Annotated in this window: 25 protein-coding genes and 1 tRNA gene; 11 read left to right on the forward strand and 15 right to left on the reverse strand. The window is 39.8% G+C overall.

What is annotated here, in order from left to right; translation table 11 throughout:
* Positions 1–122 precede the first annotated feature (122 nt).
* Together WNY79_RS04695 and WNY79_RS04700 are read left to right on the forward strand one after the other, a co-directional pair.
* Positions 123–629, forward strand: coding sequence for a hypothetical protein (locus WNY79_RS04695; protein WP_342875275.1), 507 nt, complete (start codon positions 123–125; stop codon positions 627–629).
* Between the two features lie 247 nt (positions 630–876).
* Positions 877–953: transfer RNA gene (locus WNY79_RS04700), tRNA-Ile, on the forward strand.
* A gap of 319 nt (positions 954–1272) precedes the next feature.
* On the opposite strand, the gene WNY79_RS04705 is transcribed toward WNY79_RS04700, so the two are convergent.
* Positions 1273–1602, reverse strand: coding sequence for a 5-carboxymethyl-2-hydroxymuconate Delta-isomerase (locus WNY79_RS04705; protein WP_024590599.1), 330 nt, complete (start codon positions 1600–1602; stop codon positions 1273–1275).
* A gap of 207 nt (positions 1603–1809) precedes the next feature.
* Here WNY79_RS04705 and WNY79_RS04710 point away from each other — a divergent pair, with 207 nt between their 5' ends.
* The 6 genes from WNY79_RS04710 (at position 1810) to WNY79_RS04735 (ending at position 6842) form a co-directional block, all read left to right on the forward strand.
* Positions 1810–2295 carry a CreA family protein gene (locus WNY79_RS04710; protein WP_076925008.1) on the forward strand — a complete coding sequence of 162 codons (486 nt, stop codon included), beginning with the start codon at positions 1810–1812 and terminating at the stop codon, positions 2293–2295.
* A 35-nt stretch (positions 2296–2330) separates the two neighbouring features.
* Positions 2331–3104, forward strand: coding sequence for a hypothetical protein (locus WNY79_RS04715; protein ID WP_342875276.1), 774 nt, complete (start codon positions 2331–2333; stop codon positions 3102–3104).
* Positions 3105–3115: 11 nt separating this feature from the next.
* Complete coding sequence (locus WNY79_RS04720) at positions 3116–3742, forward strand: LysE family transporter (RefSeq protein ID WP_076925010.1); 627 nt, start codon at positions 3116–3118, stop codon at positions 3740–3742.
* A gap of 26 nt (positions 3743–3768) precedes the next feature.
* A complete protein-coding gene (locus tag WNY79_RS04725; protein WP_121953767.1) occupies positions 3769–4272 on the forward strand; it encodes a gamma-glutamylcyclotransferase family protein in 504 nt (167 codons plus the stop codon).
* A gap of 7 nt (positions 4273–4279) precedes the next feature.
* Positions 4280–5821: a serine hydrolase gene (locus WNY79_RS04730; RefSeq protein ID WP_342875277.1), complete on the forward strand. Its 1542-nt coding sequence runs from the start codon at positions 4280–4282 to the stop codon at positions 5819–5821.
* A gap of 103 nt (positions 5822–5924) precedes the next feature.
* Positions 5925–6842: a histone deacetylase family protein gene (locus tag WNY79_RS04735; protein ID WP_342875278.1), complete on the forward strand. Its 918-nt coding sequence runs from the start codon at positions 5925–5927 to the stop codon at positions 6840–6842.
* Positions 6843–6855: 13 nt separating this feature from the next.
* Here WNY79_RS04735 and WNY79_RS04740 read toward each other — a convergent pair whose 3' ends face one another.
* From WNY79_RS04740 to rsmD, 14 genes are all read right to left on the reverse strand, one after another.
* On the reverse strand, positions 6856–7149 hold the full coding sequence (locus WNY79_RS04740) for a hypothetical protein (RefSeq protein WP_024600161.1): 294 nt from the start codon (positions 7147–7149) through the stop codon (positions 6856–6858).
* A gap of 6 nt (positions 7150–7155) precedes the next feature.
* Complete coding sequence (locus tag WNY79_RS04745; protein WP_024600160.1) at positions 7156–7965, reverse strand: DUF2797 domain-containing protein; 810 nt, start codon at positions 7963–7965, stop codon at positions 7156–7158.
* Positions 7966–7987: 22 nt separating this feature from the next.
* A complete protein-coding gene (locus tag WNY79_RS04750; protein WP_342875279.1) occupies positions 7988–10528 on the reverse strand; it encodes an EAL domain-containing protein in 2541 nt (846 codons plus the stop codon).
* 112 nt (positions 10529–10640) lie between these two features.
* The gene (gene purD, locus WNY79_RS04755; RefSeq protein WP_342875280.1) at positions 10641–11924 is read right to left on the reverse strand and encodes a phosphoribosylamine--glycine ligase; all 1284 of its coding nucleotides are present in this window, start codon (positions 11922–11924) and stop codon (positions 10641–10643) included.
* Between the two features lie 15 nt (positions 11925–11939).
* Positions 11940–12761 (reverse strand): methyltransferase, encoded by an 822-nt coding sequence (locus WNY79_RS04760; protein ID WP_342875281.1) that lies wholly within the window; start codon positions 12759–12761, stop codon positions 11940–11942.
* 106 nt (positions 12762–12867) lie between these two features.
* Positions 12868–14454, reverse strand: a complete 1587-nt coding sequence (purH, locus tag WNY79_RS04765; protein WP_342875282.1) for a bifunctional phosphoribosylaminoimidazolecarboxamide formyltransferase/IMP cyclohydrolase — start codon at positions 14452–14454, stop codon at positions 12868–12870.
* Between the two features lie 191 nt (positions 14455–14645).
* On the reverse strand, positions 14646–14936 hold the full coding sequence (fis, locus tag WNY79_RS04770; RefSeq protein WP_002957804.1) for a DNA-binding transcriptional regulator Fis: 291 nt from the start codon (positions 14934–14936) through the stop codon (positions 14646–14648).
* Between the two features lie 19 nt (positions 14937–14955).
* The gene (gene dusB / locus WNY79_RS04775; protein ID WP_010553368.1) at positions 14956–15927 is read right to left on the reverse strand and encodes a tRNA dihydrouridine synthase DusB; all 972 of its coding nucleotides are present in this window, start codon (positions 15925–15927) and stop codon (positions 14956–14958) included.
* Between the two features lie 281 nt (positions 15928–16208).
* A complete protein-coding gene (prmA, locus tag WNY79_RS04780; RefSeq protein ID WP_024600157.1) occupies positions 16209–17090 on the reverse strand; it encodes a 50S ribosomal protein L11 methyltransferase in 882 nt (293 codons plus the stop codon).
* A 67-nt stretch (positions 17091–17157) separates the two neighbouring features.
* Entirely contained in the window at positions 17158–19005 is a 1848-nt protein-coding gene (rpoD, locus tag WNY79_RS04785; RefSeq protein WP_007586533.1) for an RNA polymerase sigma factor RpoD, read from the reverse strand.
* A gap of 390 nt (positions 19006–19395) precedes the next feature.
* Positions 19396–21147: a DNA primase gene (dnaG, locus tag WNY79_RS04790; protein WP_024603725.1), complete on the reverse strand. Its 1752-nt coding sequence runs from the start codon at positions 21145–21147 to the stop codon at positions 19396–19398.
* A 244-nt stretch (positions 21148–21391) separates the two neighbouring features.
* Positions 21392–21838 (reverse strand): GatB/YqeY domain-containing protein, encoded by a 447-nt coding sequence (locus WNY79_RS04795; protein WP_007586535.1) that lies wholly within the window; start codon positions 21836–21838, stop codon positions 21392–21394.
* A 19-nt stretch (positions 21839–21857) separates the two neighbouring features.
* A complete protein-coding gene (gene rpsU / locus WNY79_RS04800) occupies positions 21858–22073 on the reverse strand; it encodes a 30S ribosomal protein S21 (RefSeq protein ID WP_002957797.1) in 216 nt (71 codons plus the stop codon).
* Positions 22074–22218: 145 nt separating this feature from the next.
* Positions 22219–22824, reverse strand: coding sequence for a 16S rRNA (guanine(966)-N(2))-methyltransferase RsmD (rsmD, locus tag WNY79_RS04805; RefSeq protein WP_342875283.1), 606 nt, complete (start codon positions 22822–22824; stop codon positions 22219–22221).
* A 207-nt stretch (positions 22825–23031) separates the two neighbouring features.
* On the opposite strand from rsmD, the gene ftsY reads away from it, so the two are divergent.
* From ftsY to ftsX, 3 genes are all read left to right on the forward strand, one after another.
* Positions 23032–25086, forward strand: coding sequence for a signal recognition particle-docking protein FtsY (gene ftsY, locus WNY79_RS04810; RefSeq protein ID WP_342875284.1), 2055 nt, complete (start codon positions 23032–23034; stop codon positions 25084–25086).
* Between the two features lie 87 nt (positions 25087–25173).
* Entirely contained in the window at positions 25174–25851 is a 678-nt protein-coding gene (ftsE, locus tag WNY79_RS04815) for a cell division ATP-binding protein FtsE (RefSeq protein WP_007582842.1), read from the forward strand.
* The gene (gene ftsX, locus WNY79_RS04820) at positions 25848–26834 is read left to right on the forward strand and encodes a permease-like cell division protein FtsX (protein ID WP_007582840.1); all 987 of its coding nucleotides are present in this window, start codon (positions 25848–25850) and stop codon (positions 26832–26834) included. Before ftsE ends, ftsX begins: the two co-directional genes overlap by 4 nt.
* Positions 26835–26843 lie beyond the last annotated feature (9 nt).

Raw genomic sequence — 26843 nt, forward strand, 5'->3', positions numbered from 1 at the left:
TAACATTAGTTTATTTATATATCTACAATACGCGATTAATTACTCTATTATTAAGTGGCAATATTACCATCACTTCTAGTGTTATCATTAAACCGAGTTTTTACGCATATTGAGGTAGCTAATTGAATATTCGACTTATACTGTCAGGCGTTGTGTCATTCGTTTTTTATTTTAGTTGGGCCTACTGGGCAAACAGTTCGGCAGATATTGCTAAATCGGTCACGCTTCAAGCTGCATTAGTGCAAGGTTTGTATAGTGGATTTGTAACACTGTTTTTTACCTTTATTTTAGAAAAGGTCGTCAACAAGTATAAGTCTAGTTATGTAACGCTTGCGTTTGTAACTCCAATTATTTGTATGTTTCATTCTAAAACACCACAAAACGTAGCAATACGACAAAGCTTCAATAATGCAATTAACTCTAGCGCCTCGTATTTAGGTAACAAAAAAATAGCAGGTGTACTTTTTGCGCCTATTATTCCGATTACTGTTCAATCGAGCTTAGTGATTATAGTGAATGTAATTAATGAGACACCTAATTTGGCACTTACAGTAGCTCCAAGCATATTTTTTACAGCCTTGTATGCCTACACATATATGTTAGCTTTACTTAAAAAAATAGAGCAATAAATATAAAAGACTACATGTTGAAGGAAGGTTTTTATAATTTAGTGCAGAGAATATAGTGGAAAATATCTTACGTTTTATGTTTATACCCGCCTAAAAGATTACTATTTAAGCAGTTAGCTTACTGATTATTAAAATAAAGGTTTTTGGTAGTGACAAGCACCTAAAAAGTTTTTATACTGCAGTCCGCTTTAGTCGCTCTGTGACTAAACGCTTCAAAAATTAACTGTCTTGCAGTTATATAAAAGTTGGCCCCTTAGCTCAGTTGGTTAGAGCACACGACTCATAATCGTTAGGTCCCCAGTTCGAGTCTGGGAGGGGCCACCACTTTTACAAACTTTCCAAAAATACCTACTCAAATTATTTAAAGCTACATAAATTTAATATCGTGTAATTTATTACTCTTTTTTTACCCCTAATAATAAATATAATTTAAATAAAGATAATCAATAGATTAAGCTAAGCTCTCTTAAATTTGAAATAGTGCGAATGCACTATTAAGTTCCAGCGTTAGATCGGACGCCATTCATGCTCTGTTTTGTAAATGACAATGAGCTGCATCTGATTGCAGGATACAAAAAAAGCCCCTGTTGGGGCTTTTTACTTATTAGCGATTACTTTTATTGCTCAAAACTACAAGAGTTAACTAATTTTTACGGTATATTTCATGCTCAATATCGTAAATATTTACACTTAGGCTGTCTGATGCTCTGCAATATGTTTTTAAGCACGAAAGTAGCAGTTCGCTTAGCATTTGCTTTTGCTCAATCGAGCGTCCCGCTAATATATGTACCGCAATATGTATAAACCCTGATTTTCCTGCGCCTAGTTGATATTGCTGATAAGCAATAGCGCGCGTTTTTATGGTTTCTAACTCAAATAAATCGCTTTCAAAGGCGGTATTGTGAATTTTTTCTACGAGAACTTGTGGTAATACAGGGAGGTCTTCTGAGTGTTCAATAATAATGTGCGGCATTTAGGCGTTTCCTATTATGAGTTACTGCATGAGCGAGAGTTAATTGTATCAAATACAACAGGGTTCGCTAAACCCTGAGCTATCTAAAATCTTTACTTTAAACTAATTTAGTCGTATTTATTTTTGATGTTAGTATAAAAACATACAGGTGAACCTTCGCTTAGTAACGTAGGTGCTAAGTTACTTATATATTAATTAAGGATAAGTATGAAATTACCACAAAAATTTAAACGTTTAGTTTTACTTGCAGGTGCTGTTGTTACATTAAGTGCTTGCTCTGATGATGTTGCGTCGGTAAGTCTTGGGTTATTTACAACTAAAGATGTTGTAGTTAATTCGCAGCAAGATCCAATCCTCGAAGGCGTTACTTGTCATATTAGTCATATAGAGGCTAATTTGGACTTTTCTGACCCGTCAGATATGTCTATAGCGTGTCGTCAAACAGGGCCTATTACAGCGCAGCAACTACAAAAAATAGACCGCAGTAAATCAGGTGAGGTGATATTTAAATCATCTAAAAGTATATTATTTAAATCACTAAAAGTGCGCCGTATTTACGATGCTGAAAACCGTACCTTATTGTATTTATCGTATTCAACTAAAGAATCCAGTGGTAGCCACCACCATGCACTATCAACAGTGCCGCTATACAATACTCAAGCGTGGGATTGGGCACTTACACAGAAAAACTAAACTGGTACCTAAACTAAAATCTAAAAGAGCACACTATGTTAGCTTTATTTAAATCAAAGCCATTATTAGAGCAGCAAGAACAGCAATGGCTTATTGATACATTTATTTGGGCTGTAGAAAACTTTGATGCTGAATTTTTTACAAAGCACACTCAAATAATACTGCCAACGGCCACTTTTTTCCCCGATTCGGTATCGAGCATTGAAGAGATGGCGAGTAATGTTTTTACCCGCGTTACTAATTACGCGGGTATGAACGCATGGCCTATCCAACTAGTTGCACCGCAGCAGTTACAACCGCAAGTTTTTCCGCACTTTGAATTTAGTGATGAAATACGTGGCAAAGGCAGTCATTTAATTGTGCCGCCAAGCCATAAGGTCAGTATCTCTTTTAATCCTAATCAGATTAATCAGCCACAAGATTTAGTGGCAAGTTATGCGGGTACATTGGCCACCATACTTATTCATCACGTTGGAGTGCTACCGCCAGGTGGTAGGGAGTATTTACCACAAGCTGCAGATGCCCTTGCTTGTTTTTTAGGGTTTGGTGTGATGATGAGCAACACGGTGTATCAGTTTAAAGGCGGTTGTGGCTCTTGTTATAATCCATACGCTAACCGTGAAGCTAAGTTAAGTGAAACGCATACGGTATTTATGCATGCCCTGATTAGTTACTTTAAAAACGATAAGGTGTCTAAAAAACACTTAAAGCCGCATTTACGTGGTCAGTTTAAAAAAGCACAAAAAGAAATTAAAGCATTGGTAAGTAACTCGGCTAACCCGCTGTTATTAGCTTATTCGCCAAACTAGCAAGGACCTGCGTGGAATACTTAGATGAATTTTTACTGATTGTTATTGCTCATTTTTTTGCAGTAGCAAGCCCTGGGCCTGACTTTGCTGTTGTACTCAAACAGAGTGTGCAACAAGGTAGACGCAATGCACTCTGGACAAGTGCCGGTGTTGGCGCTGCTATTTTATTGCACGTTGCCTATTGCGTTTTAGGTGTTGCGCTTATTTTAACGCAGTCACCTAGCTTATTTATGGCGCTTAAATATGTGGCTGGTGCCTATTTAGCTTATTTAGGTGTGCAGGCGCTTAGAGCGGCAAAACCACCAACAAGTAATCAAGACAATGTAGAAATAAAAACGGTAGTCGAAGAACCTGTTTGGCTTGCTTTTAGGCGAGGCTTTTTCACAAATGCATTAAACCCAAAAGCCACGTTATTTTTTATGTCGTTATTTACACTCGTGATTAGCCCAACAACACCTACTAGTATACAGGTAGGCTACGGCGTATACATGGCATTGGCTACGTGGGCGTGGTTTTCAATGCTTTCAATGATACTTTCTAGAAATAATGTAAGGGGTTTTTTCCAACAACGCGGTTATTGGTTTGACCGTGGAATTGGCGTTATTTTAATTGCCCTTGCAGTACGTGTTGTTATTTAACTTATTTAAAAAGTGTAGGAGATAAAATGCCGTTATATAATTTTTCGTTTGGCTCTAATATGTCATCTAATCGTTTGCTAGCGCGCTTACCGAATGTAAAGCGTGTAGGAACAGCGGTACTTAAAGGTTATGAGCTAACTTTTGATATGCTATTTAAAGATGGCTCAGGCAAGTGCAGTATTTGCCCAAGCGATAAAGAAGACGCGCTGGTTTACGGCGTTATTTATGAGCTTAATGAAGATGAAAAAGTTATTTTAGATAGTATTGAGGGCGTAGGTTACGACTGCGTAGATATAGCCCCAACGCTTTTAACGGGTGAGACTGTAACTGCACATTGTTATATAGCTAATACCCACGACAGCGACGTACTCCCATACGATTGGTACATAAAACACGTTCATCGCGGATCACTTGAAGCGGGCGTACCAAAAGAATACAGTGATGCGATATTAAATCGCGCACAAAAAAGCGATACCAATCAAGAGCGCGCAGCAATTGAATTTGCAGTTCATCAAAAAATAATAAAATAGGATTGATATGAAATTAACCAAACTTGCCGCAATTGCACTATTAGCGGGCACTACGTTTAGTAGCTGGGCACAAGTTGATACCAACAAAATTGACGATGTTATTAAAGCCTCAATGGCACGTTTTGACGTACCCGGTATGGCAGTCGCCATTGTTGAAAACGATAAAGTGATATTTGCTAAAGGCTTTGGTGTAACTAATCTCGATACCAACAAAAAAGTAAACAAAGACACTTTATTTGGTATTGCTTCAAACACCAAAGCATTCACTACTGCGGCACTGGCAAAGTTGGTTGATGAAGGTAAATTAAACTGGGATGACCGCGTCATTGATCATTTACCAGAATTTAGATTATACGACTCATACGTAACACGCGAAATGCGTATTCGTGATTTATTAAGCCACCGCAGTGGGCTAGGGCTTGGGCAGGGCGATTTAATGATTTGGCCAAGTACCGATAAGTCAGTTGATGAAATTTTAGCGGGATTACAGTATTTAAAACCAGCGAGCAGTTTTCGTAGTAAGTATGCTTATAACAACTTGATGTTTGTTACCGCTGGTGAGGTGGTTGCACGTGTGTCGGGTATCAGCTGGAACGATTATATCGAAAAAAACATATTGCAGCCGCTACACATGGACAACTCGCGTGCGGGATTTTCGCGTATTCCAAAAAGTAATAAAAACTGGGCAACCGGTCATATTCCTATGGATGGCACGCTTCATCCATTTTTTGTGAACTACCTAGAAGATTTTAGAGGTGCAGGTGCAATTGCTTCAAGTGTAAGCGACATGAGCCAGTGGCTTCGTACGCAATTAGCAGGCGGTAAAATGCCAAACGGCAAGCAGCTATTTAGCGAAAAGCAACAAGCGCAAATGTGGCACCCACATATTACGTCTATGGCGTCTAAAAGCGCGTTTGAATCGTATCATCAGCAGTTTAGAGGTTATGGGTTAGGTTGGAGCATTGAAGACTATCACGGCTTTAAAAAGCTAGGTCACGGTGGTGGTATTTTAGGAATGGTATCGCAAGTTACTTTATTGCCTGAGAAAAAGCTTGGTATTGTTATTTTATCTAATCAACAAGCTTTTGGTGCGCTTTCGGCGGTAACCCATGAAGTACTTGAAGATGCGCTTGAGCTTGAAGATAAAGACTGGGTAGAAGATTTAGCTAAAAGTCATTTTGAAGGTAAACAACACGCGTACGCTAATGCAAAACCAGAAGCTCCGGCTGACTACCAACCGCAATTACCAAACATTAATTACACCGGTACATTACATGATGATTGGTATGGCGATGTGATTATTGAGCAGCTTGATAGTAAATTGCATATTGATTTTACGCATACCAAGCGCTTAAAAGGCACACTTGAGCATTACACCGGTAATACATTTATAGTTAAGTGGGATGAAAAACTGCTTGAAGCGGATGCGTTTATTCGTTTTGAAATGAGCTCACAAAACCGTGTAAATAGCGCTAAAATGCGTGCAGTATCAACAGCGGTTACCGACTTTAGCTTTGATTTTAGAAACCTGCATTTAAAGGCAAAGTAGCTAATAGCTTTGATATTTAAAATGTTGATATAAACCAAAGTCGCAAAGCCACCTGTCGGTGGCTTTGTTATATTAAGTTTTTACACCTTGTAAGGGACTTTTTATGCGTACCGCTGTTATTTCTCATCCTCATTGCCGTAAGCATAAAATGATAGACGACCATCCTGAGTGTCCAGAGCGCTTAGATGCAATTACCGACAGATTATTAGCCAGCGGTGTAGATGTTGGCTTAACCCACCTTCAAGCCCCTAAAGCCGAGCGTGAGCATTATTTACTTGCTCACGATGAATCTTTAGTTAAACACGTAGAAGCCACGATACCAACCGAAGGGCTTGCTAATTTAGATGGCGATACTTGGCTATGCCCAGATTCGTTTAAAGCGATTGAGCGTGCAGTAGGTGCGGGGTTATTAGCTGTTGATGAAATACTTGCTGATAAACTCGATGCCGCTTTTTGTTCTGTGCGCCCGCCAGGGCATCATGCTAATAAAGATTCATCATCCGGATTTTGTGTATTTAATAACTTAGCCATTGCTGTTAAGTACGCCCAAAGCAAAGGAGTTAAACGTATTGCGATTGCTGACTTTGATGTACACCACGGTAATGGCACACAAGACATTTTTATTGATGACGAAAACGTACTGCTTTGTTCGTTATTTCAGTATCCATTTTATCCTAATACAGCGGTTAAAAATAATAGTCATATTGTTAATTCACCTCTGCCAATTGCTAGCAATGGCGACGACCTAAAAGAGGTTTTTACTGGGCAATGGTTACCAAAATTAAAAGCGTTTAAGCCTGAATTACTTTTTATAAGCGCAGGGTTTGATGCTCACCTAGAAGATGATATGGCAAGCTTAAAGTTTGTTGAGGATGACTACATTTGGCTTACCGAGCAACTATGTGGTGTTGCTAAAGAGGGCGGTTGCAAAGGGGTTATTTCGTATTTAGAGGGGGGCTATGCGCTATCAGCTTTAGGTCGCAGTGCTGTAGCGCATATAAAAGTACTTACTGAACTTTAAATAAAAAGGGAGTTTATAACCCTAGTAAATCAAACGCCTGCGCTGCACTTAGGGTTTTGATTTTACCAAGGCAGCATTGCCCTTCATTTAATAAGTAAGCTGTAACAAGCTGTGCTAGCTGCTCGCCATTCAATTTAGGGCAAGCAGTGCCTTGTAAATTAAGGAAGTCACCTTGCTTATTAAGTACTCGCACATCGCTTAGCTCACTTTGCGTAACGCTGTGTAAGCATTCTTGTTGCTCTTGTTGGTTATGGGCTATCTCAAGCTCATTATAAATAACCAATAACTGTGGGTAGCTGTTTAACATAGCTCGTTAGCCTACGGTTACTTCATAAGACGTAAATTTACGAATATTAATAACGCCTTTTTCAAAAATTAAGTATTGGCCTTTAATACCTTGTAAAATACCACTTACTACAGGGTCTTTGTCAAAGTTAAATGAGCTGATTTTTGTAGGATACTCGGTTACTGGGAAGTCTAAATCAACCACATCTTCATCAAGTTGTTCTATTGCTGTTGCACCAAATAATTCACTTAGCTCATTTAGCTTCTCACTAATTTGTGGGATCAGTTCGGCTGCAGCTGCTTTTAAGTCAATTGCTTCGTTTTGACCTTTTAACATATTGCGCCAATTAGTTTTGTCGGCAATAAATTCAGCCAATGCAACTTCCACTAAACCTGATTGCAGGCGAGTTTGCACTTTAAAAATAGGCAATGCTTGAGTCGCGCCTTGATCAACCCAACGAGTCGGTATTTGTGTGTGGCGGGTAATACCTACTTTTAACCCAGAGGTGTTAGCGAGATATACATAGTGTGGGATCATGCAGTTTGCTTCGCCCCATTCTGGCTCTCGGCAAGTACCTTGGTCATAGTGGCAGGTTTCTGGTTTCATAATACACATATCGCAACTAGCAAGCTTGCGCATACATACAAAGCAGTGACCTTGAGAATAGCTTTTTTTGGTTTTTTTACCGCAGTTAGAACATAAAATAGTGCCACTAAAGGTAAGCGTAAGCTCCTTACCTATGAATGCATTTAAGTCTACTAAGTGCTCACCTACAGGTAAGTGATATTGTACTGGTTCGGTTAAGCTCGATTTTAGTTTACGCAGTGTGCCTTGCATCTTTACTTGGCCCCTAAAGATGTTAAAAAGAGGAGTCTAACATTTTTAAGCTATATTGGCTTTTTAAGAAGTGTAAATAGTCGGTGTAAGGCAGTGCTTTTGCATATAAATAACCTTGGGCGTAGTCAGCGTTCATATCTTTGAGTAAGTGATGAATTTCTTGGGTTTCTACCCCCTCAATTGTTATTGATAAATTGAGGTTATGCGCCATATCAATGGCTGTTTGTACAATAACTTGGTGAGTTGGGTTATTAGGTAAATCAAAAACAAATGACTTATCTATTTTAAGTTCACTAAAGTGATAATTAACTAAGTAGCTAAGTGACGCGTAGCCGGTTCCAAAGTCATCCAGTACCACTTTAATGCCTAATGCTGTTAACTCATCAACTAGCTTTATAAGCGCATCTTGGCTATCTACGAATGCGGATTCGGTAAGTTCAAATTTAAGTAACTGTGCCGGCACTTGGTATTTAATTAAAATGTTTTCTACTTTTTCGGCTAAGTTATTTATAGTTAGATTTTTAGCACTTAAATTTACGCTAATTGTGTGCTCGTTATAACCATTTTTTATAAGCTTGACTATGTCTTTACAGGCTTGCTCTATTACCCACAGTGTTAGCTCGTTAATAATACCTGTGTGCTCAGCAAGTATTATTAATTCTTCAATTGATAAGCTGCTGTAAGTTGGATCGGGCCAACGTAATAAAGCTTCTGCGCCACTTACTTGGTTACTGAATAAATTAATTTGAGGTTGATAGTAAAGCGCTAGTTGATTGGTTTGGATAGCTTTTTGCAACTTAGCAGCTAAAGCAACATCCATCATCAGGTTATTTGTGTTTGACGATGACCCAACTTGATTAGCGCTACTTTTAGCTTTTTTAAGCGCTAAATAACCACGTTTTAACCAATATTCAAAATCGTTACTTTTACCTGCACTACTAATACCTATGCTGTAGCTAAGCTGCAGGTTTAGTCCTTTAATTTCATATTGTTTTGGCAGGCTACTAATTATTTTTGTTAATAATGTTTCTAGCATTTCTTGGTTTTGTGTTTTAGTAGAAATACAGGCAAATACGCCACTACTCAAATCGGCTAAGCGTGGGCTGGTGTTTAAATCTGTTTCGAGGTTTGTAAATTCGCGTTCATGGCTTAGTTCTAATTCAAGCTCTTTGGCTACATGCTTTATGAGTGTGTAGCCCTGAGAAGAGGTAATAATAGTATTGAGCGAATTAAAGTGACGTATTTTTATTAGGCATAAAGTTGTTGAGCGGTTTTGACTTTGTAGTGCCATAAATGCTTGTTTTAGCTTAGAGCTATTAAGTAACCTTGTTTGTTGTGTGTGCGTGGCGTGGTAAAGCGCACGCTCTCGCTGATACCTTACTCGGTCTGCTAATGCCATTGCCATTAAAATAACTTCACACAGAATCGCAACTAAAAAGGCATGGCGAGTTGTAAAGGTATACGGTAAAACTCCAGTAAGTTCCATAGGTTGAATTACCGCACCAATTATTAGTGGTATCCATGAAAAAACATAAAACTTAGCCCACCTAAAACCACTACGTAACTTGTTATATATTAAAATAATACAGGTAATATAAAGTAGTGCCATCACACCAAAAAATATAGGAGCCGCTATGTTCTCGGGAATAAACAAGCTACATACTGCAAGAATAAACATAAGCCAAAGTAGGGCGATGCTCATTTTGTAACGCCAGCATTTATCCTTATGGTAGCGCAAAAACATGATGCAAAAAGAAAGGGTGAAAAAAGCGACACCATAATTACTAAATACGACTTGTTCGTTTATAAGGAGCTGCCAGTGATTAGGCCATATATAAAAACCAAAACCTAATACAGCCCCCATTAGCGTAATAGCGCTGACGATGTAGCCAATATAAATTAAATAAACACGGTCTTTTATGCCAAAATAAAGCACCAAGTTATAAAGCGCAGCCATCAATAGCACGCCTACAAAAATACCCCAGATCCCAGTTTGAGAGCGCACTAAGTCAATAAACTCTTTATCACGGTATAAGTTTACAGGTGTTTTACTTATGCCGATTGTGTCTATTTTCATTACTAAGCGCTGTGACGACTTTCTTTCTACTAAAAAACGAATATGCGGTACGCTGTATTCAAACAAAGAGAGGGCTTCTTCTTTATCGCCGAGTTTGTATGTTTCAATTAGTTTGTTGTTTTTATCGAGGCGGTAAACCGTAAGGTGATCGACCATAGGGTTGTCAAAATGTGCCACAACATTTTGCTTGTTAAGGCTTTTATTTTCTAAATCAAGAAACAACCAATAGTTTTGCTGGCTAAAACTCCATGGAACATCTGAAAATGGTTGATGAGTAAGTAATTCAGGTTGGTTAATGATGGTATCGAATGTTTTTGTTTTAGTTTCGTCAATGTAGTAGGCGTAATCGAGGTACATTGGAGCCGTTTTATCAATTGTATATCGTGTAGGCACGACAAGGTTTGATGCCAATGTACTGATTATAAAAAATATAAAGATCAGTATGGCAACAGCAATTGCATGATAACGTAAAGTTCTTAGTTCCAACGTTTGTGTACTTTCAAAAAACCTTTTAATTAGTGTAGCACTAAAAAAGCGCAGGGAAACTGCGCTTTTTTAGTTAAATTAATTGGTTATACCAATGAATAGGTATTACAAGCTATTGCTCGCGTGCAATAGCACGGTAAGCAATATCAGTACGATATTCCATACCATCCCAGCTAATTTGTTTAACAAGCTCATAGGCGCGCTGCTGCGCTTGCGTAACGGTATTACCAAGTGCTGTTGCGCATAATACGCGACCGCCTGCGGTTACAACGTCATTGCCACTTTGCTTAGTACCCGCATGAAACACTTTTTCACCCGCAGGGTAATCAACTTGTAGCCCCGAAATTGCGTCACCTTTAGGATAATCACCAGGGTAACCTTTAGCTGCAAGTACAACACCAACGGCTGCGCGTGGGTCAAACTTAATAGTTGTTTTATCAAGTTCTACACGGTTAGCAGCTTCAATCAATTCAACTAGGTCTGATTGTAAACGTAGCATCATTGGTTGAGTCTCAGGGTCGCCAAAGCGACAGTTGTACTCAATTACTTTAGGGGTACCTGTTTCGTCAATCATCAAACCTGCGTATAAAAAGCCGGTGTACGGATGACCTTCGCTTGCCATGCCTTCTACCGTAGGGGTGATCACTTCGTTCATAATACGCTGGTGGATTTCATCAGTAACAACTGGCGCAGGTGAGTATGCACCCATGCCACCCGTGTTAGGACCAGCATCGCCATTGTAAGCGCGTTTATGGTCCTGACTGGTAGCAAATGGTAATACGTTTTTGCCATCAACCATTACAATGAAAGACGCTTCTTCACCGTCTAAAAACTCTTCGATAACAACACGACTTCCCGCATCGCCAAAAGCATTACCCGCAAGCATATCGCGAATAGCATCTTCGGCATCGGCTTCCGTCATTGCTACAATTACGCCTTTACCTGCAGCTAAACCATCTGCTTTTATAACAATTGGCGCGCCTTTTTCTTTTAAATAAGCAAGGGCAGGGTCAATCTGTTCAAACGTTTGATAATCGCCTGATGGAATATTGTGGCGTGCTAAAAAATCTTTAGTAAACGATTTAGAGCCTTCAAGCTGGGCTGCGCCTGCCGTTGGGCCAAAAATAGCCATGTTATGTTCACGAAACTTATCAACAACACCCAGTACTAACGGTATTTCTGGACCTACAATAGTAAGCTCTACCTTATTTTGCTGTGCAAAACTAAGTAAACCCTCTAAGTCGTCAACGTTTATTGCTACGTTTTCAAGTTTTGGTTCAAGTGCAGTACCTGCATTACCAGGGGCTACAAATACAGTATTTACTTTGGTGTTTTGAGCGGCTTTAAACGCAAGTGCGTGTTCGCGGCCGCCGCTGCCAATGACTAAAACATTCATGGCGAAAATTCCTATTTAAAGCGGTTTCTTAAATTTCAGCGTCATGCGGTCGCTTTCACCAATGGCTTTGTATTTGTCAGCATCTTGTTCGCCGAGTCTTAAGCTTGGTGGTAGCGTCCATACACCTTTAGGGTGATCGGCTGTATCTTTTGGGTTTGCATTTATTTCACTGCTTGCCACTAATTCAAACCCAGCTTGTTTAGCAAGGTCTACTACGTAGCTCTGCTTCATATAACCTGATGTTTTTTGATCTTCGTCAGCACGTTCTTCAGCTAAACGGTGTTCAACTAAACCTAATGTACCACCTGGTTTAAGGGCTTTGTAAAAAGCTTGGAATGCACTTAATGCACCGCTTTTATCTTTACCCATGTACCAGTTATGCACATTACGGAATGTTAAAACCATATCGGCACTGCCAGCTGGCGCAATATCTAAATGTGTTACAGGTGCAAACTCAGTAATTTTAACGCTACTAAAGCGCTTATCTTCAGCTACTTTTTGTTCAAAGCCTGCAAGAGAGCGTTGGTAGTAGCCAACTGATGAATCAGCAGGAAAATGCGCGGCATAATAAGTGCCTTGCTCCTTTAGTGCTGGCGCTAAAATTTCACTATACCAACCACCGCCTGGCGCAATTTCAACAACTGTCATAGTTGGTTTAAAGCCAAAAAATGCCAGTGTTTGAGCCGGGTGACGATATTCGTCACGAACGCTGTTTTTAGCGCTACGGTCGCTTGATTGAAGTGCATGCTCTAGGCTCGATTCGTGGTTATGGCTAAGCGCCATAGTCGATGTCATCGTTAGTGTGGCTACAAGTAGCGATTTTAGCGCAAATTTCATTGTTTGTTCCTTCACATTATAATTTTAAATAGGTTATTGAATAATCAGAATACGTGAATTTATAGCAAACAAAAAGGGTTAAACCAACGTTTAACCCTTTGTGTGATTAGTGGCGGAAATGGCGCATACCAGTAAGCACCATTGCCATGCCAGCTTCATCAGCAGCTGCAATCACTTCTTCATCTCGCATTGAGCCACCAGGCTGAATTACAGCAGTAATGCCAGCGGCTGCTGCAGCGTCAATTCCATCACGGAATGGGAAGAACGCATCAGACGCCATAACTGAACCTTTAACTTCAAGGTTTTCATCTGCTGCTTTTATGCCTGCAATTTTAGCTGAGTATACGCGGCTCATTTGGCCTGCGCCTACACCAATGGTCATACCGTCACGGGCATAAACAATCGCGTTTGATTTAACAAACTTAGCTACTTTCCAGCAAAATAGTAAATCTTTAAGTTCTTGCTCTGTAGGTTGACGTTTAGAAACAACTTTTAAGTCGCCTTGCGTTACCATGCCTAAATCGCGGTCTTGAACTAAAACACCACCATTAACGCGTTTAATATCTTGGCCAGCGGCTTTACCTGTCCACTGTCCACATTCTAATAAACGAACGTTCTTTTTAGCTTCAACAATTTTTGCAGCGTCGCCCGAAATACTAGGTGCAATAATTACTTCAACAAACTGACGGTCAACAATTGCTTGTGCAGTTGCTGCATCTAGCTCTCGGTTAAAGGCAATAATGCCACCAAATGCTGATGTAGGGTCTGTTTTAAAAGCGCGCTCGTATGCTTCGAGGATGTTGTCCCCAATTGAAACACCACACGGGTTAGCGTGCTTTACAATTACGCACGCAGGTACGTCAAATTCTTTAACACATTCAAGTGCTGCATCAGTATCTGCAATGTTGTTAAACGAAAGGGCCTTACCTTGCAATTGAGTTGCTGTTGCAACTGATGCTTCAGCAATGTCACTTTCAACATAAAAAGCTGCATCTTGATGTGAGTTTTCACCGTAGCGCATATCTTGCTTTTTAGTGAACTGCATATTGATAGTACGTGGGAATTTAGTCTCTACAGCAGCTTCCTCGGTGTAATCAGGAACCATTTTACCGAAGTAGTTAGCAATCATGCCATCGTATTGTGCAGTATGCTCGTAAGCGGCAATCGCTAAATCAAAACGTGTTTTGTACGTTGTTGAACCATTGTTGTTTTGCATTTCGCTAATAACACGGTCGTAGTCGCTCGCATTTACCACGATTGTTACGTCTTTGTGGTTTTTAGCGGCAGCACGAACCATGGTAGGGCCGCCAATATCAATATTTTCAATGGCATCTTCAAGGCTGCAGTTTTCTTGAGCGACTGTATTCGCAAAGGGGTATAAGTTAACTACAACTATGTCGATAGCAGAAATGCTGTTATCTGCCATTACGCTTTCATCTTGTCCGCGACGGGCTAATATGCCGCCGTGAATTTTTGGGTGAAGTGTTTTTACACGACCATCCATGATTTCAGGGTGGCCTGTGTGATCTGATACTTCAGTCACTTTTATGCCATTATCAGCAAGTAGTTTACATGTGCCGCCAGTTGATAATATATCAACGTCTTGCGCTTCTAGTGCGCGGGCAAATTCAACAATACCGGTTTTATCAGACACACTTAATAGTGCGCGACGAATGGGACGATGAGTATCCATTGTAGTTTGATTTCCTCAGTTAATGAGCTAGCTTAGAAGCGGGCATTTTAACTGATTACAACTCAAAAAACGACTTATAAAGCGTTAATGAGGGTGAGCATTTTGCAACTCGGCTATTAAATTACGGGCATAAAAAAAGCACCCTAGGGTGCTTTTTTAATAATTAGCTGTGGTAAATCACAGCCAGCATATTAGTTCATGCCGTATTTTTTAAGCTTTTTACGTAAAGTACCACGGTTGATACCTAGTAAAATTGCTGCACGAGTTTGGTTACCACGTGTATATGTCATCACTTCTTCAAGTAATGGCGCTTCTAGCTCTGAAAGAACAAGGTCGTAAACGTCTTGCACATCTTGACCGTTAAGCTGCTTTAAATAGTGGTGAACAGCTTTTTTTACTGCATCACGCAATGGCTGCGGTTTCTCGTGTGACTGAACATGAGGGTTAGTGATAAATGGAGAAGTCACGTTTTGTTCGAACATTATTAAGTCTCTTTCTTTCTTAGTTAGCTGCTAGTGTTTTAAAGTATTGCTCTAATGCGACGACCTGTGCCTGTGGGTTGTCGAGCGCATTAAATACTCGCCTAAACTGACCATCACTGTCATGGGTTTGCAAATACCAAGATACATGTTTGCGAGCAATTCGCGCTCCCATTGGCTCACCGTAAAACAGATGGAGGTTTGTTAAATGCTCCATTAAAATACTGCGCACCTCTGCAATAGCAGGCGGCTGTAAGTGTTCCCCAGTTCGCAAATAGTGGTCTATCTCCCTAAATATCCAAGGGCGACCTTGGGCGGCTCGGCCAATCATAATGGCATCTGCACCCGTATAGTCTAAAACCTGTTTTGCTTTTTCTGGTGATGTAATATCACCATTGGCAACAACAGGAATCGACACTGAACGTTTTATATCCCTAATCGTGGCGTACTCAGCATCACCTTTGTACATACATGCGCGCGTACGCCCATGTACAGCAAGTGATGCAATGCCATAACGTTCAGCTATTCTCGCAATCTCTACACCATTACGGTTATCCGGATCCCATCCTGTACGGATTTTAAGTGTCACAGGTATATCAACAGCATTAACGACTGCATCAATAATCTCTTCCACAAGTTCAGGAAACTGTAATAAGGCAGAGCCTGCGAGTTTCTTGTTCACTTTTTTTGCTGGGCACCCCATATTGATATCTATGATCTGTGCACCGTTAGCAACATTGAATTGTGCGGCCTGCGCCATAAGCTCAGGATCTGCTCCTGCAATTTGCACCGCGCGTATACCCGATTCACCGCTGTGATCCATACGGTTCATCGACTTTTCCGTTTTCCAAACCTTAGGATTAGACGATAGCATTTCAGAAACAGCTAGCCCTGCGCCTAAACGACGGCAAAGTTGTCTAAATGGTCTGTCTGTAATGCCAGCCATTGGCGCGACAATTACATTATTCTCAAGTTGGTATTTACCGATACGCACTATATTCAATAGGCCTCTTTTCAAGGGGCGCTAAGTTTACGGTTTTTTTCACAAAAATCAAAGGCTATAAATTGAACAAAAGTAACTTTTTTTTGCCCTTTTCGTATTGACATTTGATAACCACATGACAAGTAGGTTGATTTGTTTGAAAATCATACAAGTTTTATTTTTTACACAATAATCAGAAAACTTTTAATATGTAAAAAAATAGTAAAGCCTGTTAAATACAGGCTTTACATGCAGGTTTTGAGCTAATGCTCTAAATTTGATTGTGCAGTTTATTACGCTTTTTTAGTGCCACTAACTCGAGTCCAATCACCTTCAACGGCAATGTCATCTAGTTCAATAAACGGTGCATAAATGTCAGCAACTGATTGCGCTTGCTCTTCTAAAATGCCCGACATGGCAATTTTACCACCTGGCTTTAATAAGCCTAAAATTACACTGTGTAGTTCGCGAAGTGGCTGGGCTAAAATATTAGCAACGACTATATCGGCAGTAAATTCAGGTTGGTTTTCTGGAAGATATACTTCAAGTTTGTCTGCAACGCCATTGCGGTTAGCATTATCTAAGCTTGCCTCTAGCGCTTGAGGATCGATATCAATCCCAATCATGCGCTCAGCGCCTAGTTTTATAGCTGCAATACCTAAAATGCCTGAGCCACAACCAAAATCAACAACCGTTTTACCTGTTAGGTCTTGGCTTTCTAACCACTTAAGGCACAAGGCCGTTGTTGCATGTGTGCCCGTACCAAAAGCAAGGCCAGGGTCAAGCAGTACATTTACCGCAGTAGGGTCTGGAATGTCGCGCCAGCTTGGACAAATCCATAGCCTTTCACCAAATTGAATAGGGTGGAAGTTATCCATCCATTCACGTTCCCAGTCTTTATCCTCAAGCTGCTCTATTTTGTATACTAAATTATCTTTTAGCTCATCATGGCGTTTCAGTAACGCAACGACTGCATTCATATCGTGATTAGCTTCAAACAAGCCAATTACAGTGGTATCAGCCCAAAATACAACGGTGCCAATTTTGGGTTCGTAAATAGGGGTGTCTTTTGCGTCAATAAAGGTTACTGAAGCACTACCCGCTTCCATTAATAGGTCACTTACTGCATCTGCTGTTGCAGCATTGGCGTTAATACGAATTTGGATCCAAGCCATGATTATTTCCTTCAAATAGAAAAAAGGCCGCTATAGCGGCCTTTTTAGTTTATATAGTAGCGCTAAATTATTTAGCGTCTAAAAAGCTTTTCAGTAAATCTGAGCGAGAAGGGTGGCGTAATTTACGCAGCGCTTTCGCTTCTATTTGACGAATACGTTCACGTGTTACGTCAAACTGTTTACCTACTTCTTCTAAGGTGTGGTCGGTATTCATATCAATACCAAAACGCATACGTAGTACTTTAGCTTCTCGGGCTGTTAGGCCTGCAAGTACATCGTTAGTTGCGCCACGAAGAGACTCCATTGTTGCCGAATCAATTGGCGAATCAATAGTTGTATCTTCGATAAAGTCACCCAAGTGAGAATCTTCATCATCACCGATTGGTGTTTCCATTGAAATTGGCTCTTTAGCAATCTTAAGTACCTTACGGATTTTATCCTCAGGCATCATCATGCGTTCTGCTAATTCTTCTGGATTTGGCTCACGACCCATTTCTTGTAACATTTGACGAGAAATACGGTTAAGTTTATTAATCGTTTCAATCATATGTACTGGAATACGGATTGTTCTTGCTTGGTCAGCAATAGAGCGAGTGATTGCTTGACGTATCCACCACGTAGCATAAGTAGAGAACTTATAACCACGGCGATATTCAAATTTATCAACCGCTTTCATCAGACCAATGTTACCTTCTTGAATTAAATCCAAGAATTGTAAGCCACGGTTTGTGTATTTTTTAGCAATTGAGATTACAAGACGTAAGTTAGCTTCAACCATTTCTTTTTTCGCACGGCGTGCTTTCGCTTCACCAATGCTCATTCGACGGTTAATGTCTTTAATACGCTCAATGCTTAAACCTGTTGTTTGTTCAATAACAGATAATTTATTAATGCTACGAATGATTTCTGGCTTAACTTCTTCAAGTTTAGCTGAATACTTTTCGTTACCTGAAATTTCTAAATCTACCCATGAAGCGTCAGTTTCGTTGTTAGCAAAATGCTTAACGAATGTTTTCTTCGGTAATTTAGCAATTTGTACAGCTTGTTTCATGATTAGACGTTCTTGAACGCGAACACGATCCATCATTTCACGCATGTTATTTACCATGCGGTCAAACTGTTTAGGTATTAATTTAAAGGTTCTGAAAAGCTCACCAATTTCAAAAATGGCGGCTTGTGATTCAGGATGCGAACGACCTTTAGCTTCAAACGTATCACGTGCTTTATTGTATAAATCACGTAAATTTTCAAAATGAATGCGCGCTTCTTCAGGATCTGGCCCTGTGTCTACTTCTTCTTCATCTTCGTCATCGCTATCAGCATCATCTTTGTCATCTTTATCGTCATCAAGTTGCTTAGCACTTAATTCTGAACCGATATTAGTTGCTGAAATTGGCGCTGTATCTTCATTAGGATCAATAAATCCAACGATGATATCGCTTAAACGCATTTCTTCAGCTTCAAACTTATCCCACTGCTCTAGCAGGTAAGTGATTGCTTCAGGGTACTCTGCAACAGAAATCTGTACTTGGTTAATGCCTTCTTCGATACGTTTAGCGATTACAATTTCGCCTTCACGTGTAAGAAGTTCAACAGTACCCATTTCACGCATGTACATGCGAACCGGATCCGTTGTACGGCCGATTTCTTTTTCTACAGTCGCAAGGGCTGCAGCGGCAGCTTCAGCTGCGTCTTCGTCTGTCGTTGTTTCTTGCATCATTAATTCATCAGCATCAGGCGCATTTTCGCTAACCTTAATACCCATATCATTAATCATGCTTATGATATCTTCTACTTGATCTGAGTCTATAATGTCTTGTGGAAGGTGATCATTTACTTCTGCAAAAGTTAAGTAGCCTTGCTCTTTACCTTTTTGAATCAGAAGTTTTAATTGTGACTGAGGAGTTGGATCCATAGAGATTGTTTCTTCCACTCTGATAAGTTGATACAACAGGCGCCATCATGTAGTTTGCCTTAAAGCCAACTAGAATAATGTGACGCAGTGAATAGCACAGTATAACAGTTTAAATCAATTTTGACTAGGGTCTGTTGGTCTTTCAGGATTAAAGTTTATTCTATCCAAGGGTGGTTTAATCGCGGCGCGAGGTTTGTAACCTAGTGGGCTAAGTAAAAACCGAGCAACAAAGAGTAAACCTCCCTTGGGTCGAACCCAAAGGGCAGCGCGTGTTTGGCATTTATGCTGCGTTATCGCCTATTTATGTGGAATAATCACACTACATAGGCTCTGTCTTGTCTAAATACCAAACACACTGCTGTAAACTTAACCGCGAAAGATAAACAGACCCTAACTGTTAGTCGCTTTTAACGCTGTCATTAACAAATGACACTCAAGTCTTTCATCGCTACTAAGGCCTTGAGTCTTGTCCTTTATTAATAGGGTCTCGAGTCGATAATTTAAACACTGATCTTCAATAAACTTGAAAGTATTTTTAAAAACCGTTTCTAAACGTTCTTCATTTATGTCGTGTTGCCACGTTGCAAGCTTGATTAATGGCTCATAATCTTCAGTTCCTCTAAAAAATTCGAGCAATTGTGCAGTGGTAACATTTTCTTTCTCTAAAGCTTGTTCTTGTAAACGTAACAACAGCCCTATACCAGCAATATTCATTTGTGCGAGTTCAGGTAAGTACGGCACATTTTTAGCTAAATTAGGATGTTGAATTAAAATACCTATCGCTTGTCGCATCGGTGTTATTTTAAATTTACGTTCAATAGAATGCTGTTGCTTTGGCGTTTTTAAACGGTTATTTAATTGCTCACGTGTTCTTCCGATTAAACGCCCTAATTGTTCAAGAATGTTTTCTTGATAAAATTCACTTGGGATTTTTTCAATTAGTGGAAGTGCTGCACTGAGTAATTTAGCTTTCCCTGAGTCGAGTGTTAAATCAACTTCTTGGCTTAATTTATTAAATAATACTTTAGTAAAGTCATCCGCTTGGCTTAGGCGCAATTCGAATTGCTCCTTCCCCTCTTTTTGTACAAGAGAGTCAGGGTCTTCGCCATCAGGTAAAAACGCAAATTGCAGGGCTTTACCATCATTTAAATAAGGAAGTGCGTTTTCAAGCGCTCTCCAGGCTGCATCACGGCCAGCTCTGTCACCATCGTAACAACAGATTACTTTATCAGTAGTTCTAAACAGAGTATGCATGTGCTCGCTTGTTGTTGCTGTGCCCAAAGATGCTACAGCGTATTCAATTCCTTGTTCGGCTAGGGCAACAACATCCATGTAACCTTCAACAACCATTACATGCTCAAGTTTTTTATGGGCTTGCTTTGCTTCATAAAGCCCATAAAGCTCAAAGCCTTTATGAAAAATTCGGGTCTCTGGCGAGTTTAGATATTTGGGCCCTTGGTCAGCTTGCATTACACGTCCACCAAATGCAATAACGCGTCCGCGTTTATCGCGAATAGGGAACATTAATCGGTCGCGGAAAAAATCAAATTGTCTGCCTGGTGTTTTTTCTGAAGCTAGCTTTAATTCAACCAACTGCTCTTTTTGTTCTTTATTACGCCCAAGCTGAAGACATAATCCATCCCACTCGCTGGGAGCGTAGCCAATCATGAACTTTTTAACTGTTTCACCACTTAAACCACGGCCTTTTACATATTCAATAACGGCAGCAGAATTACTGTGGTGTTTTAATTGGTGTTGATAAAAGCGCGCAGTATGAAGCATTAAATCGTAATCAGAGCGCTTTTGTGCAGCAGTACGTTCTGGTGCTGAGTTTGTGCCTTGTTCTCGAGGTACTTCTAAGTTAAGCATGCTTGCTATTTCTTCAATAGCATCTACAAACTCAAGCTTTTCATACTCCATTACAAACGAAATTGCATTACCATTAGCGCCACAACCAAAGCAATGATAAAACTGTTTGTCTTGCGATACAGTAAATGAGGGCGATTTTTCGTTATGAAATGGGCAGCAAGCTTGATAATCCTTACCTGCTTTTTTTAGACCTACTTTTGAGTCTATCAGGTCGACAATATCGGTTCTGGCAAGTAAATCGTCTATAAAGTTACGTGGGATCTTTCCAGCCATTAGTAAAATACAGTCCTGAAATAATAAGAAGAATAACGAATATGAAATTTACTTTTTTATACTTGCTTGATGCAAAATATAGCGTGCTTTAACTTACCAAAATGATAGCAAAATAAATAGGGAAGCTATAAAAAATTTCATTTTAAAGTAACCTAATAGGTGTACTTTTTATTAAAGTTAAAAACAAAGAAACCGAGCGCAAGGCTCGGTTCACTTCAATCATACTTTAATGTATGTGGGAGTATTAGGCAGTTAATCGCTGCTTAATTAAACCAGAGATTTTGCCCATATCGGCACGACCTTCGGCTTTGCTTTTGATTATACCCATTACTTTACCCATGTCTTGCATACCTGCTGCGTTAGTATCAGCAATAGCCGCATCAATGAGAGCAATGATTTCTTCTTCACTCAATTTTTGAGGTAAGAAAGTTTCAAGTGCTACTATTTCATTGGCTTCAATATCAGCTAAATCATCACGCCCAGCATCTTTGTACTGAGTGTAAGAGTCACGACGTTGTTTAACAAGCTTCACTATAACGGAGGTAATACCTGCGTCGTCTAGTTCTATGCGCTCGTCAATTTCACGTTGCTTGATTGCAGCAAGTACCATACGAATAGGGTTAAGACGTTGTTTGTCTTTAGCTCTCATCGCATCTTTTTGCGCATCTTTTAGCGTTATTAAAAGGCTCATTTATACAAGACCTAATATATTAGTATAATTTAACGCGACGTGCGTTATCACGAGAAAGTTTTTTCATGTGACGTTTTACTGCAGCAGCTTTTTTACGCTTACGCTCAGCTGTTGGTTTTTCATAGTGCTCGCGACGACGAACTTCTGAAAGGATTCCTGCTTTTTCACATGAACGCTTGAAGCGACGAAGTGCTACGTCAAACGGTTCGTTCTCTCTTACTTTAATTACTGGCATTAAAAATTCACCTACCTAAATTATGAGCGTTGCTCAAGTTGATCAAACATTGATCAAGTGGTTCAAAAATGGTGCGGTATTGTAATCCGAAGCAACACCACATGTAAAGGACAATATTAACAGAAACGCATCATGTAAAACAGTATTAATTTACTTGGCGCTGGTAGAGTTTGCAAAACACTTGGCCTGCCTTTTTTTCTTTAATTAACAACCAGTTGCTTGGGTTGTTAAAGGTGGTTAACTCTGTTTCGACTTCAACATAAATTAATGCATCATCGCTTAACCATTGGTTTTTTTCTAATAAATCACAGGTCGTTTGCGCTAAATCTTTACGAAATGGTGGGTCAACAAATACAAGATTAAACGCTTCGTTTGTGTTTTTTTGCTCTAAAAAGGAGAGTGAATTAGTATGTTTAACGTATGCGTTGTCGAGCTTTAAAGTGCTAATGTTTAGTTCTAATTGCTTGGCAGCTGACGAGTCGAGCTCGAGAAATGTGGCGTTTTTGGCAAATCGAGATAGCGCTTCAAATCCTAACCCACCAGAACCTGCAAAACAATCAAGTACATTTGTGTCACGCGTGTCTTGCATTAGCCAATTAAATACAGTTTCTTTAATTCGATCGGTAGTAGGCCTTAAGCCTTCTACATTTTTAACAGGGAGTTTTCGGCCTCGAAATTGGCCACTAATCACTCTAATAAAGCCATCGCTGGGCTTGTTAGTAGCTTTATTTTGCGTTGTTTTTTTTCTCATTTAGCTCACTAAAAAATGGTATATGGTATCTAGCTCAGATAATATTATGGGTGATTACGCGTAGCTTCATTTTTCAACCGTATTAAAAGTGTTACTATTGAACACTTACGTTTTGAATGGTTGTATTTATTAGCAACTATTGCTGGGCATTGCCAAGCTATTTCAAATTTTAGTTTATCAGATTTTTATAAGTGGTTATTAGCAAGTATGACAAAAAAAAGTAAATTCATGTCGTGGCTCGGTTTTGGCAAGTCAGATAAAAAAGAAGCAGAGCAAAAAGCAGCCGCTGATAAACAACAAGCATTAGCGCAAGAAGAAGCGCAGAAGCTAGAGCAAGAAAAGCTTGCACAGCAGGCTGAAACTGAACGTTTACAAGCAGAAGCCGAAACAGAGCGCTTAGAGCAGGAGCGTATTGCTGCTGAACAAATTGAAGCGAAACGTCTAGAGCAAGAAAAACTAGCACAGGAGCAAGCTGAACGTTTAAAAGCAGATGCCGAAACAGAGCGCTTAGATCAGGAGCGTATTGCTTCTGAACAAATTGAAGCAAAACGTTTAAAGCAAGAACGTGCTGAAAACGCAGAAAAGATTGCAATTGAGCAGGCCAATGCTGAATTACTTGCAAAACAACAAGCTGATGCAGAAGCGCAAAGACAAGAACATGCACAACGTTTAGCCGATCAAGAAACGCAGATGCTGTTAGAGCAAGAGCGATTGGCTGCAGAAAAAGCAGAGGCTGAGCGACTAGAGCAAATACGCCTTGAAAAAAAGGATGAAGCTGTAAAGGCTGAAAAGCTTGCAATAGAGCAAGCGAATGCTGAGTTACTAGCAAAAGAACAAGCAGATGCTGAAGTACAAAGACAAGAACAAGCAAAACGTTTAGCAGAACAAGAAGCGCAAATGCGTTTAGAGCAAGAGCGCATTGCTGCTGAAAAAGTTGAAAATGAACGTTTGGAACAAGAACGCATTACTGCTGAAAAAGCAGAAAATGAACGTTTAGAGCAAGAGCGCATTGCTTTAGAAAAAGCAGAAAATGAACGTTTAGAGCAAGAGCGCATTGCTTTAGAAAAAGCAGAAAACGAGCGTTTAGAGCAAGAGCGCATTGCTTTAGAAAAAACAGAAAATGAACGTTTAGAACAAGAGCGCATTACTGCTGAAAAAGCAGAGAATGAACGTTTAGAGCAAGAGCGTATTGCTGCTGAACAAGCAGAAAACGAACGCTTAGAGCAAGAGCGTATTACTGCAGACGAAGCAGAAAATGAGCGTTTAGAACAAGAACGTATCACAGCAGAACTTGCAATTGAAGAAGCTAAAAAAGCAGAAAAGCCGAAAAAAGAAGGGTTTTTCTCTCGTCTTAAAAAGGGCTTGTTAAAAACTCGCGTTAATATAGGTTCTGGTTTTGCGTCTATTTTTAGTGGTAAAAAAATAGATGACGAATTATTTGAAGATCTTGAAACGCAGCTGCTCACCGCCGATTTAGGCGTTGACACTACCATGAAGTTGATTGATAGCCTGACTGATGCTGCGAACCGTAAGCAGTTAAAAGATGGTGATGCGCTTTATGAGTTAATGAAACAAGAAATGGCTGCGATGCTAAAAACAGCTGAACAGCCTTTAGTAATTACCGAAGATAAAAAGCCGTTTGTTATTTTAATGGTGGGTGTAAATGGCGTTGGTAAAACAACGACTATAGGTAAGATGGCTAAGCAATTTCAAAACGAAGGTAAGTCGGTTATGCTGGCCGCTGGTGATACGTTTAGAGCGGCTGCAGTTGAGCAACTTCAGGTTTGGGGCGAACGTAACAGCATTCCTGTTATTGCCCAACATACAGGTGCAGATAGTGCGTCGGTTGTCTTTGATGCATTCCAAGCTGCAAAAGCCCGTAATATAGATGTGTTAATTGCTGATACAGCAGGGCGCCTGCAAAATAAAGATAACTTAATGCAAGAGCTTGAAAAAATAGCTCGCGTAATGAAAAAAATTGATCCCGATGCGCCGCACGAAGTCATGCTAACCATTGATGCTGGTACAGGTCAAAATGCAATTAGCCAAGTGAACTTATTTAATCAATGCGTTGGTTTAACTGGTATTACGCTTTCAAAACTAGATGGAACTGCAAAAGGTGGTGTTATTTTTGCGGTTGCAGATAAGTTTAATATTCCAATTCGTTACATTGGTGTTGGTGAAGGTATTGATGATTTACGCGCTTTTAAAAGCGATGACTTTATTGATGCGTTATTTAGCCAAGATGAGGACGACGTTTAATTTACCAAAAAAGGGAGCTTGCTCCCTTTTTAATTGCGAGGAATACCAATTTTATTAGTAAATTAATTGAATTGGCATAATAAAAAGATGATAAATTTTCAGCAAGTAAGTAAGACTTATCCTGGAGGGCACCGCGCCCTCGAAAAAGTTAATTTTCATGTTAAACCGGGTGAACTTGCCTTTTTAACCGGTCACAGTGGTGCGGGTAAAAGTACGTTGCTTAAGTTAATTAGCTTAATGGAACGTCCATCGGCAGGCAGTGTATTTATCAACGGTGTTGATTTAAATAAAGTAAACTCGCGTCAAATTCCTTATGCTCGCCGTGATATTGGTATTATTTTTCAAAACCACCGTTTACTAGAGCGCTATACTATTTTTGATAACGTGGCGCTGCCTCTTATTATTGAGGGTACTCACCATAAGCAAATAGCTAAACGTGTTCATGGTGCGCTTGATAAAGTAGGCCTGATAGACAAAATAAAATGTCATCCGTCGATGCTCTCTGGAGGCGAGCAGCAACGTGTTGGTATTGCCAGAGCAATAGTGAACTCCCCACCAATTTTGTTAGCCGATGAACCTACAGGTAACCTTGATCCTGAGCTTTCAATGGAAATACTAAAGCTGTTTGAAGACTTCAATAAACACGGCACCACTGTTCTTATAGCTACGCATGACTTAGGTTTGGTTGCACGTATGAAGTACCGCAGTCTAACCTTAAAAGATGGTCGTATGCTTCAAGATCCGCTCGCTGAGGGAGCACTATGAGTTTACTTTTTAAAAGTCGTCAAAATAGTAACGACAAGCAAAAAAAATCAGTATTAGCTGGCGGTTATTTTTTCATTATTAATATTTTTCGCCAAGGTGTTCATAGCTTAGGTGAAATGTGGCGTACGCCGCTTGCGTCTATGATGACTATTGCTGTACTTGGTTTGAGCCTAACGTTACCTGCAACACTTTATCTTGTCGTTAAAAACGTACAGCAAGTAAGTAGTGGTTTTGAAGAAGCGAGTGAAATATCGTTGTTTGTAAAAGAAAGTATGAACGAGCAAGAAACGCAAACATTAGTAAAGCGCTTAGCGTTATATCCAGAGGTTGAAAGTGTTGAGTTTATTTCAAAACAAAAAGCACTTACTGAGTTTAAAGACGTATCTGGATTTGGACAGGCCTTAGAATATTTAGATAAGAACCCATTACCAGATGTGGTACTGGTTACGCCAACAAAACGTCACAGACACCCAAATGCTGCTAAAGTACTGTTAACTAAATTAGAAAGTGAACGTGAAGTTGATTTTGGTAAGCTCGATATAGCGTGGTTAGAGCGTTTAAATGCATTACTAGATTTACTGAAAGAAAGCGTAATAACCATCGCATTATTACTGCTTACCTCAGTGACGCTTATTATTGGTAACACTATTCGTTTGTCGATCATGGATAAAAAAGAAGAAATACAAGTCATGAAGCTAGTTGGCGCAACTAACACCTTTATACATGCCCCATTTTTATGGACGGGCATTTGGTATGGTGTAATAGGTGGTTTGTTTGCCTTTATATGCGTAGGACTAATGATGTGGTGGCTTTCAAGCGCTGTGAGCAGTGTAGCAGGGGTATACCAAACAAGCTTTTCGTTAATTGGATTATCGCTTAACGAGCTTGGCTTTTTAGTGTTACTTGCAACAAGCTTAGGATTTGTAGGCTCTTACCTTTCTGTAAATCGATATATTAAAGAAATAGAACCCGATAAAGTATAAGTGAACCAA

The sequence above is a fragment of the Pseudoalteromonas sp. AS84 genome (genome assembly GCF_038900255.1).
Classification (GTDB): Bacteria; Pseudomonadota; Gammaproteobacteria; order Enterobacterales; family Alteromonadaceae; genus Pseudoalteromonas.

Bases quoted from the DNA above. Each gene is read 5' to 3' on its own strand.
- WNY79_RS04705 (WP_024590599.1), bottom strand. From the start codon at position 1,602: ATGCCGCACATTATTATTGAACACTCAGAAGACCTCCCTGTATTACCA.
- WNY79_RS04710 (WP_076925008.1), top strand. From the start codon at position 1,810: ATGAAATTACCACAAAAATTTAAACGTTTAGTTTTACTTGCAGGTGCT.
- WNY79_RS04715 (WP_342875276.1), top strand. From the start codon at position 2,331: ATGTTAGCTTTATTTAAATCAAAGCCATTATTAGAGCAGCAAGAACAG.
- WNY79_RS04725 (WP_121953767.1), top strand. From the start codon at position 3,769: ATGCCGTTATATAATTTTTCGTTTGGCTCTAATATGTCATCTAATCGT.
- WNY79_RS04730 (WP_342875277.1), top strand. From the start codon at position 4,280: ATGAAATTAACCAAACTTGCCGCAATTGCACTATTAGCGGGCACTACG.
- WNY79_RS04735 (WP_342875278.1), top strand. From the start codon at position 5,925: ATGCGTACCGCTGTTATTTCTCATCCTCATTGCCGTAAGCATAAAATG.
- WNY79_RS04740 (WP_024600161.1), bottom strand. From the start codon at position 7,149: ATGTTAAACAGCTACCCACAGTTATTGGTTATTTATAATGAGCTTGAG.
- WNY79_RS04745 (WP_024600160.1), bottom strand. From the start codon at position 7,965: ATGCAAGGCACACTGCGTAAACTAAAATCGAGCTTAACCGAACCAGTA.
- purD (WP_342875280.1), bottom strand. From the start codon at position 11,924: ATGAATGTTTTAGTCATTGGCAGCGGCGGCCGCGAACACGCACTTGCG.
- WNY79_RS04760 (WP_342875281.1), bottom strand. From the start codon at position 12,761: ATGAAATTTGCGCTAAAATCGCTACTTGTAGCCACACTAACGATGACA.
- purH (WP_342875282.1), bottom strand. From the start codon at position 14,454: ATGGATACTCATCGTCCCATTCGTCGCGCACTATTAAGTGTGTCTGAT.
- fis (WP_002957804.1), bottom strand. From the start codon at position 14,936: ATGTTCGAACAAAACGTGACTTCTCCATTTATCACTAACCCTCATGTT.
- prmA (WP_024600157.1), bottom strand. From the start codon at position 17,090: ATGGCTTGGATCCAAATTCGTATTAACGCCAATGCTGCAACAGCAGAT.
- rpoD (WP_007586533.1), bottom strand. From the start codon at position 19,005: ATGGATCCAACTCCTCAGTCACAATTAAAACTTCTGATTCAAAAAGGT.
- dnaG (WP_024603725.1), bottom strand. From the start codon at position 21,147: ATGGCTGGAAAGATCCCACGTAACTTTATAGACGATTTACTTGCCAGA.
- WNY79_RS04795 (WP_007586535.1), bottom strand. From the start codon at position 21,838: ATGAGCCTTTTAATAACGCTAAAAGATGCGCAAAAAGATGCGATGAGA.
- rpsU (WP_002957797.1), bottom strand. From the start codon at position 22,073: ATGCCAGTAATTAAAGTAAGAGAGAACGAACCGTTTGACGTAGCACTT.
- rsmD (WP_342875283.1), bottom strand. From the start codon at position 22,824: ATGAGAAAAAAAACAACGCAAAATAAAGCTACTAACAAGCCCAGCGAT.
- ftsY (WP_342875284.1), top strand. From the start codon at position 23,032: ATGACAAAAAAAAGTAAATTCATGTCGTGGCTCGGTTTTGGCAAGTCA.
- ftsE (WP_007582842.1), top strand. From the start codon at position 25,174: ATGATAAATTTTCAGCAAGTAAGTAAGACTTATCCTGGAGGGCACCGC.
- ftsX (WP_007582840.1), top strand. From the start codon at position 25,848: ATGAGTTTACTTTTTAAAAGTCGTCAAAATAGTAACGACAAGCAAAAA.